Here is an 11,959-nt window from a genome sequence, read left to right as displayed (position 1 = left end):
ACGTATCTGGACCGTCATCTGTCAACACGAATTCTGTTATCTGAACGACGTGCTCAACGATGCCGGAATCGCTCGACTTGACGTCTTGAGCCAGAAGCTGATCGCAGTATGAAACCAAAAAAGTAATTAGGAGTAATGAGCGATACATGCATGGTCCTTTTTCAATGCGGAACGCCGACGATAACCGCGTCGGCCAGATTAACGCTGACCACAGAGTAAACGCTCGTGGCCGACTGCGGTTCATCGGATGGTTCGTCGCCTCCGAAGTGCCAGGTATGAATCATTGCTGCGTCGATTCTTCGAGGCCTTTGAGGCGACCTTCCAAATAGGCAGTAACATGGTCATGGTCGGTTGACGAAGCAGAAATAATGATGGAATCCGGTGCCTTAGCGACAACTGTGCGCGGTCCATTTTCATTCTCCCATCTTGTACGTCCGATTGACGTTTTTATCTCGGTAATCAGTCTGTCTAACGTCGCGGCTTTGGTCTGGTCGGTGTTCTTATCAGCCACTAAATCCGGAACACGGTAGGCCACCACGTACAAGCTGGACTTCTGATCGGCCAATCGTTGTTCGACCTGATTTTCTACGCCTTCGGACAAACCGTAGCGAAATCCAACAAATGAGCCTGCAGCCAAGAAGATCAGGAACAAAAGTGTTGCGATCGAATATCGTTTCCATACCAGTCGTGTCCGTGTCGCCATTGGTTTCTCCTCTCCTTTTTGCTGAGGGCATCTAGTCGACGAACGTCTAAAATCACCCGGTCGCGACGAGAGATTTTCCATTGTCAAAACGCCCGACTTCGCGACTCGGGTGCATTTTTTTGTTATTTGCCGTCGATATCGAAAGCACGTAAGCCCATGGTTCGTATCAACGCGTCCTCGGTTTGGAATAGCGTGTAGTGATTGATATTGTATTCGCCCAGTTGCTTGAGTGCAGCGATGCGGTCACGACGCGGGATAGTGATTTTCACGAGCACGTCTTGAGTAACGACCGAGAATGGCGTGACGTCATGATGGGAACAGAAAGTGTGTGTGTTTGCGTCTAAATCCCAATGGGTGGCGGTTGTATACCAAGCTTTTTGTGCGAAGTGGCGCGTGTGCGTTGTCACATACGGACCGTGAGTGTGAATCATGCTGGAATTGCCGCGACCACCTTTGGTGCCCTCAGGCGTTTCGATAAAAGCAAATACTGCACAGCGATCAGCCTCGTTGGACGGTTCCATCGCGAAGTATGCGGCAACGTACGGAGAGGTCGTCCAATCCAGTAGCGGAGACGGGAATCCATGATGCCGCAAATACACGAGGTAATCGTAGTGCGGAAGATGAACCCGCATGAAGTCTTGTACCGTTTCGATTTCTTTTTTGATGTCGGGATAGGACTGAAGATTCCATTCACGTCCGGTTACGGATTCGATTTCATTGACGCATGAATCTGCGCGTTGAAGGTAGTACTGAACGTTGATTTGAGAATTTGATGCCCGTTCAAGTGTTGTCTGAAGACGCCAGTCGGCATCAGCCTGCCCGCGAAAGAGGACTTGGTTGTCGAGCGTCACTGATTCCTTGTCCGGTATGTCGACCGTGCGCGTACCGAACTCATCGCGAATGTCGGCGATCGCCTGAGGGAATTCAGTCCATGAGTTGAGTTCAACAGTACGCATAGATGAGGCAAATAACATTGACGATAACCGCGTCGGCCCGATTAACGCTGACCACAGAGCAAACGCTCGTGGCCGACTGCGGTTCATCGGATTGTTATCGGATCAGTATGGGAATCGCCGATAAAGTTGTCTAAATCGACGAACGTTAAAACACCATTGTAGCCGACCGAAGCGAGACCGAGCAACCATTGCAGTCGGGATGTGAACGCACCAATCGACGGAGCAGCGATAGCGGATAGGGTTTCCGGTCAGTGTTCGACCGAGCAAGTTTAGCGGTTACGATTCGAGAATCCACATCGTCCGAACAACTACAGCGTACCAATTGCGGCATCAACTACAGCGCATCAATTGCGGCAACGGCTACAGCGCATCAATCCGATAACGACAGCGGTAACGGGGCCGCCGCCAAAAAGGTATGATTTCAAAATCCGCGTCATCGGCGGCTCCCGTTCACCGCATGGTTCTGTGACAATCTCAGCCACCAGCGTTGGCCTCTTGGTTGTTCGGTTCTTGGTCCTTCTGAACCCGAAGTGGGCCGATCACTGCTGCTGCAAATGGCGTCCACACGAGCATCGCGACGAGGCATGTAGATTGAACGATCCAGGCTCCGCTCGCTTTGCCATGCAATTCATCGGGGAACAACCCCATGAACGGGTACATGGGAAGGATCGTGACCATCATCCACAGACTGACATAAAGGTAACTCGTAACCAGATTTGCCCAGCCTCTGCCGTATGTTTTCAGTATCGTTTTCATGGTTCAGGCCAACTTCGAGCATACGTGGGTCTTGCGGATGGATAACGTGCAGAGTTCGCTCCCGCGATTGTGTCGTCCGGCGGGTACAGTTTACAGCACCAGCGGGTTGCGATCGGTTCATGTCAGTAACCAATCGCCTCTTGTCCCACAGAACGGCTGCGGTAACGGGGCCGCCGCCAAACAACTATGATTTCAAAATCCGCGCGATCGGCGGCTCCCGTTCACCGCTTTGTTCTGCGACGGTTGATGCGTTCCGGCCAGCAGCGGAACACACCAAGCTTGCGAGTGGCATTATCGCAAAGAAAGCAATCGGATACCACAAGGTCACCATCAGAGTCCAAAGCGTGGAATCAGAGCATTGGAAGTGCCGATAGTAGATGCCCCATGAATCGCCAAATGATTCTTCGCGCTCGAGCGGCGGATAGATGCTTCCGTCCGCGTCAACCAATCCGATGATGCTGCCGCGATACGGGCCGTATTCAGCGTTGTTAAAAAAGACTAGTCGTGAATCAAGTCCCCGCCCCCATACACCGACGTGAGAGTCATCGCTGAATGAGAAATGGTAATCCCATGGGCTGGTGATGTAACCCACGAGAAACAGCAAGACCGAGACCGAGAGCATCGCTGCCGATATCACCGTTGCAATCTTGAATGTTCGATGTGCCATCGGATGAGTCGCAGAACGTTTGGGTTAACGTGGTCGGCCAAAAAAACCGTTTAGATTGCCGAAAGTCGTCGTGGCCGACTCCCGTTCACCCCATGGTTATTGGCCGATCATTGGGTAACCGCAGCGTGCCAAATCGATCCTGAAGTGCGATCGATGGATTCGAATACGGTCATTGCGGTCTTCGACCCCGTCGGTGACATGAGTGTCCCGATTGGTCGTGTCGTTCATTGTCAGGTCTAGCGGAGCCAATGTCAATCAATCCATTGAGTCGCGATCGATTTACCAGTGAGTTTCGAGTATCCGTATCGACCAAGCAATGACAGCGCCGCGTCCAATAAAGAATCCATGAAGTCCGTGGTTTGAGGCGAGTCGGCTGGAGAATCCTGCTGACCAGGCCGTGATCTCGATCTCTCGATCGGTCACAATGAAACGCTTCTTACTTCGTTCACACCTCAAACCACGGAACCTCTCTATGATGATCTGTTCTCTCGATCTTGGCAAGTTCAAGTCGGTCGCCTGCTTCTACGATTGTAAAACTCGCAAGTATGCTTTCGAAACCATCCTCACCAAGCGTTCGCATATCGACAAGCTCTTGGACGATAACGAAATCAACCTGCTGGTCATGGAGGCATGCGGACCCTCGGGGTGGATTAGCGATGTCTCTCACCAAAGAAAAGTCAAAACGCTCGTTTGCAGCACCAACGACGAAGCATGGATGTGGAACAAAACCAAACGCAAAACCGATCGTGACGATGCCCTCAAGCTGGCGAAAATGGCTGCCATGGGAGTGCTCACACCGGTCCACGTGCCAAAACCAGAGATCCGTGAACAACGAGCCATTATCAAGTATCGAAAGAACCTCGACGGACGAATCAATCGAATCAAAAACGGCATTCGATCCAGCTTCGCCAACCGCGGCATCGAAATCGACTCTGGCGCGAGAGCTTGGCATACCGGACGCGTCCATATCGACTCGTGTCGAACACCGATCACCCTGTGTAATGCTGACGATCTCTGGAAAGGACAACTCGATTTGGAACTGACACAACTCGATGCGTTGACCGCAGAAATGCAAGCGGTCGAAGATCGGTTGGAATTGTTCGCTGCTGACAACGCTATGATTCAGTTGGTGATGACGATCCCTGGCGTGGGACGCAAAACGGCTGAGCTTCTTGTTGCCATTATCGATGACCCGCACCGCTTCAAAAGTGCTCGGCATCTTTCAAGTTACCTTGGCTTGACGCCAAAGCAATATCAATCGGGTGAAACCGATCGCAACGGAAGGATAAGTAAACGCGGGCCGAAACTGGCTCGCACGATGCTTTTGGAATGTGCTTGGGTAAGTCTTCGATACAACGATTGGAGCAAGAAAACTTTTGAACGGATTCACGGCGGATCGAAAACACGACGCAAGAAAGCCGGCATCGCATTGGCCCGCAAGATCGCAATGGTCGCTTGGGCAATGATGCGCGACCAAAAGGCTTGGGATCCGAACCGGGCATTGCAAGAGTCTGCAGCGGAGCCTGGAATTCAAGAACTGACGACGGAAGATACAGAGACCCAAGAATCAAAACCAAAAAAGAAAGCCAAGCTTATACGAGCAAAACCACATGCTCCAGGGCCAGTGATCAGCGACGAACCGAAGCAACGTAGCGGTCGAGGCAGTAAACCAACTCGCCGCCGCGGAAGCGCACGCCGCTCGCCTTTGAAAACCTGACTCAGTCCAAGGCCCTTCGTTGGGGCCGTGCTTCCCTGGAAGTGACCACGAATCGTCGGCAAGGGCGACAAGCCGCGTTTGAAACGCGGCTTGATAACCCTGAGATAACGAATGTGGCGCTTTTCAGGGAGGCCTTTTCCATCCACCTTGAACCCATTGAAACAACTGCAAACACTGGAGTGAAACACGGAGAACGAAAAACTGATTGAAGACAAAGTTTGAAGAATCGAAAAGGACTCCACTTCGCCTACATCACTGACACCAGCTGCCACCGGGAACAACGTAAACGATTCCGGTCATGGCGTCCTAAAGAATGTGAGAGGCGATTGCCGCCGACATAAAGATTGACAGATCGATCGAAGTGTCGGGCCATCCAACAGAACTCAAGAGACCACCGATTGAAATCCTGTAAGGAATGCTGAGACGATGCTGTCAAGGACCGACCCTTTTGGGTCAAGGCATCGACATCTCGAATAGTCGTTTAGTACCCAATCGAATCAAGCCAAGTCATCAATAGCAGATCGCTCGCCGAAGCTCGCTACCACCGATTCACCACAAAGAAATGAACACAAAACATCCAATGTAAGAAATCTTTCAAAAAAGCGGCCAGTCGCCACTGGACAAACCACGGACTTCATAGTCGCCGACGATAACCGCGTCGGCCAGATTAACGTTTAGATGACCGCAAACCGTCGTGGCCGACTGCGGTTCATCGATTGGTTATCGGATCGGTATGGGGAATCGCCAAAACGGTTTGTCCAAATCGACGAACGTTAAACACCACTTTAGCCGACCGAAGCGAGACCGAGCAACCATCGTCCGAGCAAATATAGCGGTTAGGATTCGAAAACTGGCATAGTCCGAGCAGCGACAGTACATCAATTGCAGCAACGACCGCATCGATTGGTCCGCCTTCAATAATCGCGAGAAGTGTACATGCCAATGCATTCTAGTTCCAATAGTTCGTGGCCGTACGCCAGCCTCCATAGAGAGTAATGAAACCGATTGGTAACCATCAAAGCCTCAGTTTCGTTGGCTAGATTCCGCACTGCAGCCTGTGAATCACTCGGCACTTGGATGGACGTGACGGCTCCAATATCCTCACATCCAAAACATGCCAAATGCGAGAAATCCTCGAATAGGCAGTCGGGTGGACTGGGCCACGTATCGGACACTACCGATCCGTGGCTATCGCGTGCCGTTATGAGGCATGACTTGCAGTCGATCATTAACGTCTTGGCATCGCTGGCAGCCGCAAAACATAGTAGAATTGCTAGCCCGCGTTCGACGTTAGACACAAAGGACTCTTCCGGTGGAACATCGAGCAATCGAACACTAGCTTTCACGCGTAAATCCAATCAACTTTCTGAATGGGCGAACGTTGACGATAACCGCGTCGGCCCGTTTGAGTTCACCACAGTGCATCAATTGCAGCAATAACTACAGCGCATCAATCCGATAACGCCGCCGATCACGGGGCGGGCGAGGAAAAAGCATCGAACGGCCAAAGCGGTCACTGGCCCGCTCCCGTGCATCGGGATCGTTATCCGCTCCGCCCGGTGTCATGCTCAGCGGAGCGTGAGGCATCCACCCAATCTCCACGATATGGGTGAAGATAGCCGTAGCGAAGAAGCGACAAAAGCAAAACAGGACCGATAAGAAAAATGGGGAGTCTAACGTACCACTTAATGTCGATGTTGAGCAAGAATTCGCACACTAAGTAGCTCGCAACAAGTAGCCAAACAAGACGAGTAATCAATCGTACCCAAGCAGGACCGAGCGTTACAACAAGTCGCGTTGAGCAGTTCGGACAAACGAACCTTAGCGTGTTCAGCACGTTCCAAAGACTATACCTCGACATGCAAACGGGACACTGATCACGGTCCCAACTTCGCGATTGCTCTGAGCGAAAACTGGCGACTGGGGGTTCATATGGGTTTGTCAACGCGCATGCTCAATCGGATAACGTTGGCGTTAACGCGGCGGGCGCGTTGGTCATTGACTTCAGGAAACGCGTGATCGCCCGCTCGCGTTCAACGCTTGGTTCTGCCTCGGGTCATCGGGAAACTTGAGTAGTTTCAAAGCGAACCGTTTGGTACTCAACTGTCTTTTGATGTTGTACTGGGACCATATTTTTAACGACATACTGAATCGTCTTTTCTCGCTGCTCAGGGACGTGGCGTGCAACAGTGTACGTGATTTCATCGCCAGTGATTGGATCAATCTTCGTTCGATCCTCGCGAACGACCGTCATGACAGTGTAAGAGATGGTTCGTGTCCGTTGTTCACGAACCGGTGTCATAACGGTATAGGTTACGTCTTTGGTGTGTGTTTCTCGGACTGGTCGTTTCACATTGTAAGTGTCGGATGATTCCGATCGTTGCGATGTAGTGTTTTGTGTGGCAGTCGTAACGGGAGTTCCATCAGAGGTTCGGACGAAGCACGCCGCTAGAATTGCTAGCAACAATATCAGTCCGGCTATCGAGGTCGCGATCCAATGCTTGTCGGTCATGTTGTACACTCCGTTGCCTGCGTTTCTTGGAGGAACCACTGGTCAATATCGTCAAAATCAAGGTGACGCTTTCCAGTTGTTCGTGTCCTGGCAGCAAAGATTGGGTATTTCTTTGGCAGAACGTTTGGGTTCAGCGGGGCCGCGCGAACGGCTCACCACTTCAAAAAAGTTAACTCGCGGCCTTATGGTCACCCGCATTCATTCTAATGGTTTGACCACGCCGGAGCCAGTCGCGCAGCTCAAGGCAATGGGAAAGCCAAGCAAAACAGATGCGGACGCAAAATTTTTTGCTTTGATTAACGTAAAGGTCGTAACTGTAACCGGCGCAAGTCATTTAATCGTTTTAACCGTCAAACGAACAAAATAGTTCCCGAGCAACATGTGGTCAGGATTCTGACAGTGTGGCTGTACCCCTTTTGGCTCGCAAAGCAAGCCAGCAATTTCGTTCTGACAATCACGAGAACCGAGCCAGCGCAGCGTGTATCGCATGCCTTCAAAAAAACAGCGAGCGAAGCTCATCGATCCCGTTCTTGGTTGGCATGGACGCCAACCCTCTTCCCGCAGGGATGCGGCCAGTCACCCCAGCAATAGAGACAACGATCTGAACCAGAGTGAGTCGATTAAGTTCAACGCCGACGATAACCGCGTCGGCCAGTGTTGAGTTTACCACAGAGTAAACGCTCGTGGCCGACTGCGGTTCATCGTTTGGTTATCCGTCGCATGTGGGGTCGAGGGCAGTGGATGTTGTCATGTTGGTTTCGAGTATAGCCAAGATCGCATACCGTCGAACAGCAGAATAAGCACTGAGCCAATCACTGCGAACACAGCTCCCTCCTCTGCGAACCAGTGAGAGCTAAAGCGGAACAGGCGGCGGCCAAAATCGAGCCGCCAAGCCATCGCGAGAACTAAGCACACGAATTGTAGTCTACGCACATTGGGACGAGCCGGAAAAAGGAGAACGACCCAGACGCCGAGGAAAAGCCATGTGAACGTGAACGCGGGGACCAGTCTGCATAGTGCGAACGCCGATGCAGCAGTCGTCGTGGCAAGCATCACGCTCGAGATCGTGAACCGTGATGAAGTCATGGACGATGAAGGTCGTTGGTCGGATCGAGCTATGGCTTCGTGCATTTCAGTCGGATAACGTCAGACATCACGGGGGACGGAAAGTTGACTATCCATTGCGAAAAACGTTGCAAGCCGTCCTCCCGTGCATGTCATTGTTCTGCCATTTTATTGCGGAGGAAAGATCGGTGCGATGCCGTTGACCCAGACCGATTGATTACCATCATCGTACGGTCGTGTTTCGCCCCCGATGCATTCAGCCTCCGTTTCAAGTAGCCAGATACCGTGGGCGTCAAATGTGAATCGCCGGCCATCGGTTAGCGCTAGGTGGTCAGCGTATTTATAGAAACCCCATTCGATAAGCTGCGCCCCCGACGCCGGTACGGTTTCGAGCACCGCATCAGGGTCCGTGCGCGGGGTTTCGGCCTGACGGTATTGCGTGAAACGGAGTCCGTCCGGTCGTAGGCAGAGTTCGACAACGTAATCACGTTGGGAATCGAGTCCGAAGCGATTCCAGTTCGGATCGCCGAGTTGTTTAGGGTTGGAAGAGTCGTGCCAATCCCAGCCGCAAGCGAAGCATTGTTGCGCTTTCTCGCTTGGCAATAGAGAATGGCAGTATTGGCAAATTGACATGTCGTACCGTGTAACGAATCGACTCTATTTCGTGGCAGAACGCCACCCGTAACCGGGTCGCGTCGAAAAAGTTCACCATCGCCAAAACGCTTGACACGCGACTCCGGTTCACGGGATTGTTACCCGCGTGTTAGCACAGGCGGCAGGGCGTTGATATAGGGAGTAATCGTCTCCACGGCTTCGGCCACTGCCGTGTCAACGTCAACGATTGTAGCAAAACCGTCAATATGAGTTTCGATCGCAAGATCCAAGTCGAGGCCCCAGTGATCCGGTGGTGCAGTTGGGTCACTCTCGTACGCAGCCCAACCAATGTCGCGCAATCCCCAAGCGTCAACTGCCCCGGTTCGGTGTGCATCCGCAGCTAGTCCAAACAGCAAGTTTCGGACAACGTCATCTGAGACCGAACCGGGCACCGAGCGGAGGTAGTAGGCAACGTCATTTGGGTTGCAAAACGATAGGTCAATCATCCAGGGCTCTGCGGTAGATGAAGTCTCGATCACGCTATCGGCCCAAAGCCGCACCAGTTTGCAGTCAACAAGGTCGTGCTGAAAGGCGAGTGCCAGCGAACGTGCAATTTCAGCGTGCGTTGGATTTGGTTCGGTCACAAGCGGCGGATTTCAGTCGGGTAACGGTAGGGTTCAGCGGGGCCGCGCGAGCGACTTACCACTTCAAAAACGTCAATTCGCGGCCTCCGTTGCAACCCATGGTTCTGCCTCAGCATGTCAGGTATGACCAAATAGACCGAGCAGACGGTTCCATGAATGCGTCGGGATCAAAACGTGGATCGTCATGATACCGTTCTTGGACCGCCACGAACATGTAGTCCGACAGTTCACCGTCGTCCTCAAGGAAATATCCCGTCGGGCCATACTCATTGTCGATGAAGGGAAAGAAACGGTCTGCAATATGCTTGTGGCCCGCGCTGATCCATTTTCTGGTTTTCGAGATGAAGCTCGGAATTTCCTCCACCGGAACGAGCAACAAATGGTCTATCCCGAATCCATTTGCAGCTAGGTAGCAGTCATGAAACTCTTGCGGGAATTGAAATCCAAGTGAAAGCTCAAGCTTATTGATCATTTCATCGGTCGTGCCAGGACGACGTAAACGCTTCCCGTTGAAGTTGGGATCGTACATGTCCCAATGCTGCTCAAATATTGCGTCCCAATTGGTATTCATGATGGCAGAACGTCACCGATCACGGGGCGGCGACGAAAGAGTATCCATTTTAAATCCGCCCGATTTCGCCGCTCCCGTGCATCGGATTGTTCCCCGCTTTTGTTGAAATCGTTGGTCAGTCAAAGGATACGCAAACGTCGGAATCGGAGTCAATCGAGCGACGAAGCGCCACACGAAGGTCAGTCAAACAATAGTACCGCCAGCCCGCACCTTTTCCCCACTTGGCCTCGATTGGATCTAGGCCCGATTCATCGTCCAGTTCAATCGCATCCCAAACATCGGCGTCGCCAAATCGTTGTCGATAGTTGTCATATAGCGAGTCAACGACCGGCAACAATCGCTTGGATGATGCAGGCGGAATCAGGAAATACTCTCCCGTTTCATCGAGTTGACGTTGAAGCGGAGCAATCAGTTCGTTGACGAATGTTTCACGTTCGGAATCTGAAAGTTGCGAGGGCAGCTCTTCAAGCACGCCGGACATCGCTGATCCGGATTTATCGTCGCCGCAAAAATCATCGCATTGGATGTAGCCACCGCCCATCGCGCATGTCCGTGTTGAGAGTGTTGATCAGTCGGGGAACGATTGGGATCACGTGGTCGCCGCGAACGACGTTCCATTTCATTAAACTCATCTCGGCGACTCACGTGCATCCCTTGGTTCTGCCTTTTCGAGCACTGGTGGTTTCCGGGTTGGTTGGAATACACCTTCACGAATGCGGCGGGTTGAGATCTTCCAACCGTCACCTTTGTTTTCTGTGTGCAGAAAGACAGAAACGACACGAATCTTGCCATCATCAAGCAACGTGAATCCCATCCAGCCCTTTGATGAATGCCACTCACCGTTCATTCCCCAAGCATCGGTAAATCCGCGAAATTTGCCAAAGATCTTTTCGTAGTCCGAAATGTTTTTGAGTTTCTTGAGTTCGTCAAACGCTGGTATCTTGGCAACAGCAACTGTCGGCGCTCGATACGCAAACCCGCCCGTTGACGCCGGTTCTTCCAGCCCAACCACGATCTCGTTGATCGGCAAGTCATCGGCGGTGACATTTGGATGCTTGCCTGAAGGGAACGACGCATGCGTGTATTCAAATGGCTTTGGATCAGGACCAAGTTCGCGACCATCTTCGTCAAATCGTTTACTGAATTCTCCGCTGTAGCCTTGGTCTAGTAGATGAACACCTACGCGATCCTTGTTTGCGACCACCTGCGGCAATGTCAAAACATCCTGCGCCAAAGATTGCGAGGTAATCAGCGTTGCAAGTATGAGGAGGCAAGATTTCATATGGCAGAACATTGACGATAACCGCGTCGGCCAGATTAACGCTGACCACAGAGTAAACGTTAGTGGCCGACTGCGGTTGATCGGATGGTTATCGGCTACGGTGTGAGTGAAAAAGGATTGCTTTGATTATCGAGCGAACGTTTGGAACCAAGTGCACGATGCACCACGATGGTTTACGAAGTGCTCCAGTGTGCCATCATCCAGTAGGCGAACCAGTGCGGACTTCGTCTCCGTCGGTGACACAGCGCGTACCAAGTGATGCCGTCATCAAGTGTACGCGAGACCGTACAGTAAAGCAAACTTCGGTTAGCAAACCAGCACGTTTTCGAAGTGCGTCCACAGCTAACCCACGAGGCGCTAAATCCGATAACGGCGGCGGTAACCGAGTCGCCGCCAAAAACTATGATCTCAAAAAACGCGTCATCGGCGGCTTCGGTTCACCGCTTGGTTATCGGATCCGCGATCTTGTTCTTCGCCGCTCTGAAGGTCAAC

17 protein-coding genes are annotated in these 11,959 nt (G+C 52.0%); 5 read left to right on the top strand and 12 right to left on the bottom strand.

Annotated features, from left to right (window positions below; all coding sequences use genetic code 11):
- Window positions 1-161 precede the first annotated feature (161 nt).
- The 3 genes from Q31b_RS29435 to Q31b_RS23700 form a co-directional block, all read right to left on the bottom strand.
- On the bottom strand, window positions 162-284 hold the full coding sequence (locus tag Q31b_RS29435) for a hypothetical protein (protein WP_261343882.1): 123 nt from the start codon (window positions 282-284) through the stop codon (window positions 162-164).
- Window positions 281-703 (bottom strand): hypothetical protein, encoded by a 423-nt coding sequence (locus Q31b_RS23705; protein ID WP_146602119.1) that lies wholly within the window; start codon window positions 701-703, stop codon window positions 281-283. The genes Q31b_RS29435 and Q31b_RS23705 overlap by 4 nt, the downstream gene beginning before the upstream one ends.
- A gap of 122 nt (window positions 704-825) precedes the next feature.
- On the bottom strand, window positions 826-1,659 hold the full coding sequence (locus Q31b_RS23700; protein ID WP_197172173.1) for an FRG domain-containing protein: 834 nt from the start codon (window positions 1,657-1,659) through the stop codon (window positions 826-828).
- A gap of 2 nt (window positions 1,660-1,661) precedes the next feature.
- On the opposite strand from Q31b_RS23700, the gene Q31b_RS29430 reads away from it, so the two are divergent.
- Entirely contained in the window at window positions 1,662-1,793 is a 132-nt protein-coding gene (locus Q31b_RS29430) for a hypothetical protein (protein ID WP_261343881.1), read from the top strand.
- Between the two features lie 340 nt (window positions 1,794-2,133).
- On the opposite strand, the gene Q31b_RS23695 is transcribed toward Q31b_RS29430, so the two are convergent.
- Complete coding sequence (locus tag Q31b_RS23695; protein ID WP_146602117.1) at window positions 2,134-2,415, bottom strand: hypothetical protein; 282 nt, start codon at window positions 2,413-2,415, stop codon at window positions 2,134-2,136.
- Window positions 2,416-2,599: 184 nt separating this feature from the next.
- Window positions 2,600-3,082, bottom strand: a complete 483-nt coding sequence (locus Q31b_RS23690; protein ID WP_146602116.1) for a hypothetical protein — start codon at window positions 3,080-3,082, stop codon at window positions 2,600-2,602.
- 472 nt (window positions 3,083-3,554) lie between these two features.
- Between Q31b_RS23690 and Q31b_RS23685 the strand changes: the two genes are divergently transcribed.
- Complete coding sequence (locus Q31b_RS23685; protein ID WP_231617799.1) at window positions 3,555-4,799, top strand: IS110 family transposase; 1,245 nt, start codon at window positions 3,555-3,557, stop codon at window positions 4,797-4,799.
- A 709-nt stretch (window positions 4,800-5,508) separates the two neighbouring features.
- Here Q31b_RS23685 and Q31b_RS23680 read toward each other — a convergent pair.
- The gene (locus tag Q31b_RS23680; protein ID WP_146602115.1) at window positions 5,509-5,742 is read right to left on the bottom strand and encodes a hypothetical protein; all 234 of its coding nucleotides are present in this window, start codon (window positions 5,740-5,742) and stop codon (window positions 5,509-5,511) included.
- Between the two features lie 1,113 nt (window positions 5,743-6,855).
- On the bottom strand, window positions 6,856-7,311 hold the full coding sequence (locus Q31b_RS23675; protein ID WP_146602114.1) for a hypothetical protein: 456 nt from the start codon (window positions 7,309-7,311) through the stop codon (window positions 6,856-6,858).
- 13 nt (window positions 7,312-7,324) lie between these two features.
- On the opposite strand from Q31b_RS23675, the gene Q31b_RS23670 reads away from it, so the two are divergent.
- Window positions 7,325-7,678, top strand: coding sequence for a hypothetical protein (locus Q31b_RS23670; protein WP_146602113.1), 354 nt, complete (start codon window positions 7,325-7,327; stop codon window positions 7,676-7,678).
- Window positions 7,679-7,798: 120 nt separating this feature from the next.
- Entirely contained in the window at window positions 7,799-7,972 is a 174-nt protein-coding gene (locus Q31b_RS28650) for a hypothetical protein (protein WP_197172164.1), read from the top strand.
- A 572-nt stretch (window positions 7,973-8,544) separates the two neighbouring features.
- On the opposite strand, the gene Q31b_RS28640 is transcribed toward Q31b_RS28650, so the two are convergent.
- From Q31b_RS28640 to Q31b_RS23640, 5 genes are all read right to left on the bottom strand, one after another.
- Window positions 8,545-9,009: a hypothetical protein gene (locus Q31b_RS28640; protein WP_197172159.1), complete on the bottom strand. Its 465-nt coding sequence runs from the start codon at window positions 9,007-9,009 to the stop codon at window positions 8,545-8,547.
- Window positions 9,010-9,128: 119 nt separating this feature from the next.
- Window positions 9,129-9,614: a hypothetical protein gene (locus Q31b_RS23655; protein WP_146602110.1), complete on the bottom strand. Its 486-nt coding sequence runs from the start codon at window positions 9,612-9,614 to the stop codon at window positions 9,129-9,131.
- Window positions 9,615-9,723: 109 nt separating this feature from the next.
- Window positions 9,724-10,185 carry an SMI1/KNR4 family protein gene (locus Q31b_RS23650; protein ID WP_146602109.1) on the bottom strand — a complete coding sequence of 154 codons (462 nt, stop codon included), beginning with the start codon at window positions 10,183-10,185 and terminating at the stop codon, window positions 9,724-9,726.
- A 115-nt stretch (window positions 10,186-10,300) separates the two neighbouring features.
- A complete protein-coding gene (locus tag Q31b_RS23645; protein WP_144055203.1) occupies window positions 10,301-10,666 on the bottom strand; it encodes a hypothetical protein in 366 nt (121 codons plus the stop codon).
- Between the two features lie 147 nt (window positions 10,667-10,813).
- Complete coding sequence (locus tag Q31b_RS23640; protein WP_146602108.1) at window positions 10,814-11,467, bottom strand: hypothetical protein; 654 nt, start codon at window positions 11,465-11,467, stop codon at window positions 10,814-10,816.
- A gap of 158 nt (window positions 11,468-11,625) precedes the next feature.
- Between Q31b_RS23640 and Q31b_RS29160 the strand changes: the two genes are divergently transcribed.
- The coding region (locus tag Q31b_RS29160) for a hypothetical protein (protein ID WP_231617798.1) at window positions 11,626-11,959 on the top strand (334 nt) is incomplete at its 3' end.

The sequence above is a fragment of the Novipirellula aureliae genome (assembly GCF_007860185.1).
GTDB classification, from domain to species: domain Bacteria; phylum Planctomycetota; class Planctomycetia; order Pirellulales; family Pirellulaceae; genus Novipirellula_A; species Novipirellula_A aureliae.
Note: the sequence above shows the minus strand (reverse complement) of the source record. Positions and strands in the feature narration are given on the sequence as shown.

Excerpts from the sequence above, each read along its gene's own strand:
- Q31b_RS23645 (WP_144055203.1), bottom strand. The coding sequence starts at position 10,666 with ATGTCCGGCGTGCTTGAAGAGCTGCCCTCGCAACTTTCAGATTCCGAA.
- Q31b_RS23705 (WP_146602119.1), bottom strand. The coding sequence starts at position 703 with ATGGCGACACGGACACGACTGGTATGGAAACGATATTCGATCGCAACA.
- Q31b_RS23685 (WP_231617799.1), top strand. The coding sequence starts at position 3,555 with ATGATGATCTGTTCTCTCGATCTTGGCAAGTTCAAGTCGGTCGCCTGC.
- Q31b_RS23675 (WP_146602114.1), bottom strand. The coding sequence starts at position 7,311 with ATGACCGACAAGCATTGGATCGCGACCTCGATAGCCGGACTGATATTG.
- Q31b_RS29435 (WP_261343882.1), bottom strand. The coding sequence starts at position 284 with ATGATTCATACCTGGCACTTCGGAGGCGACGAACCATCCGATGAACCG.
- Q31b_RS28640 (WP_197172159.1), bottom strand. The coding sequence starts at position 9,009 with ATGTCAATTTGCCAATACTGCCATTCTCTATTGCCAAGCGAGAAAGCG.
- Q31b_RS23695 (WP_146602117.1), bottom strand. The coding sequence starts at position 2,415 with ATGAAAACGATACTGAAAACATACGGCAGAGGCTGGGCAAATCTGGTT.
- Q31b_RS23690 (WP_146602116.1), bottom strand. The coding sequence starts at position 3,082 with ATGGCACATCGAACATTCAAGATTGCAACGGTGATATCGGCAGCGATG.
- Q31b_RS23700 (WP_197172173.1), bottom strand. The coding sequence starts at position 1,659 with ATGCGTACTGTTGAACTCAACTCATGGACTGAATTCCCTCAGGCGATC.
- Q31b_RS23640 (WP_146602108.1), bottom strand. The coding sequence starts at position 11,467 with ATGAAATCTTGCCTCCTCATACTTGCAACGCTGATTACCTCGCAATCT.
- Q31b_RS29430 (WP_261343881.1), top strand. The coding sequence starts at position 1,662 with ATGAGGCAAATAACATTGACGATAACCGCGTCGGCCCGATTAACGCTG.
- Q31b_RS23650 (WP_146602109.1), bottom strand. The coding sequence starts at position 10,185 with ATGAATACCAATTGGGACGCAATATTTGAGCAGCATTGGGACATGTAC.
- Q31b_RS28650 (WP_197172164.1), top strand. The coding sequence starts at position 7,799 with ATGCCTTCAAAAAAACAGCGAGCGAAGCTCATCGATCCCGTTCTTGGT.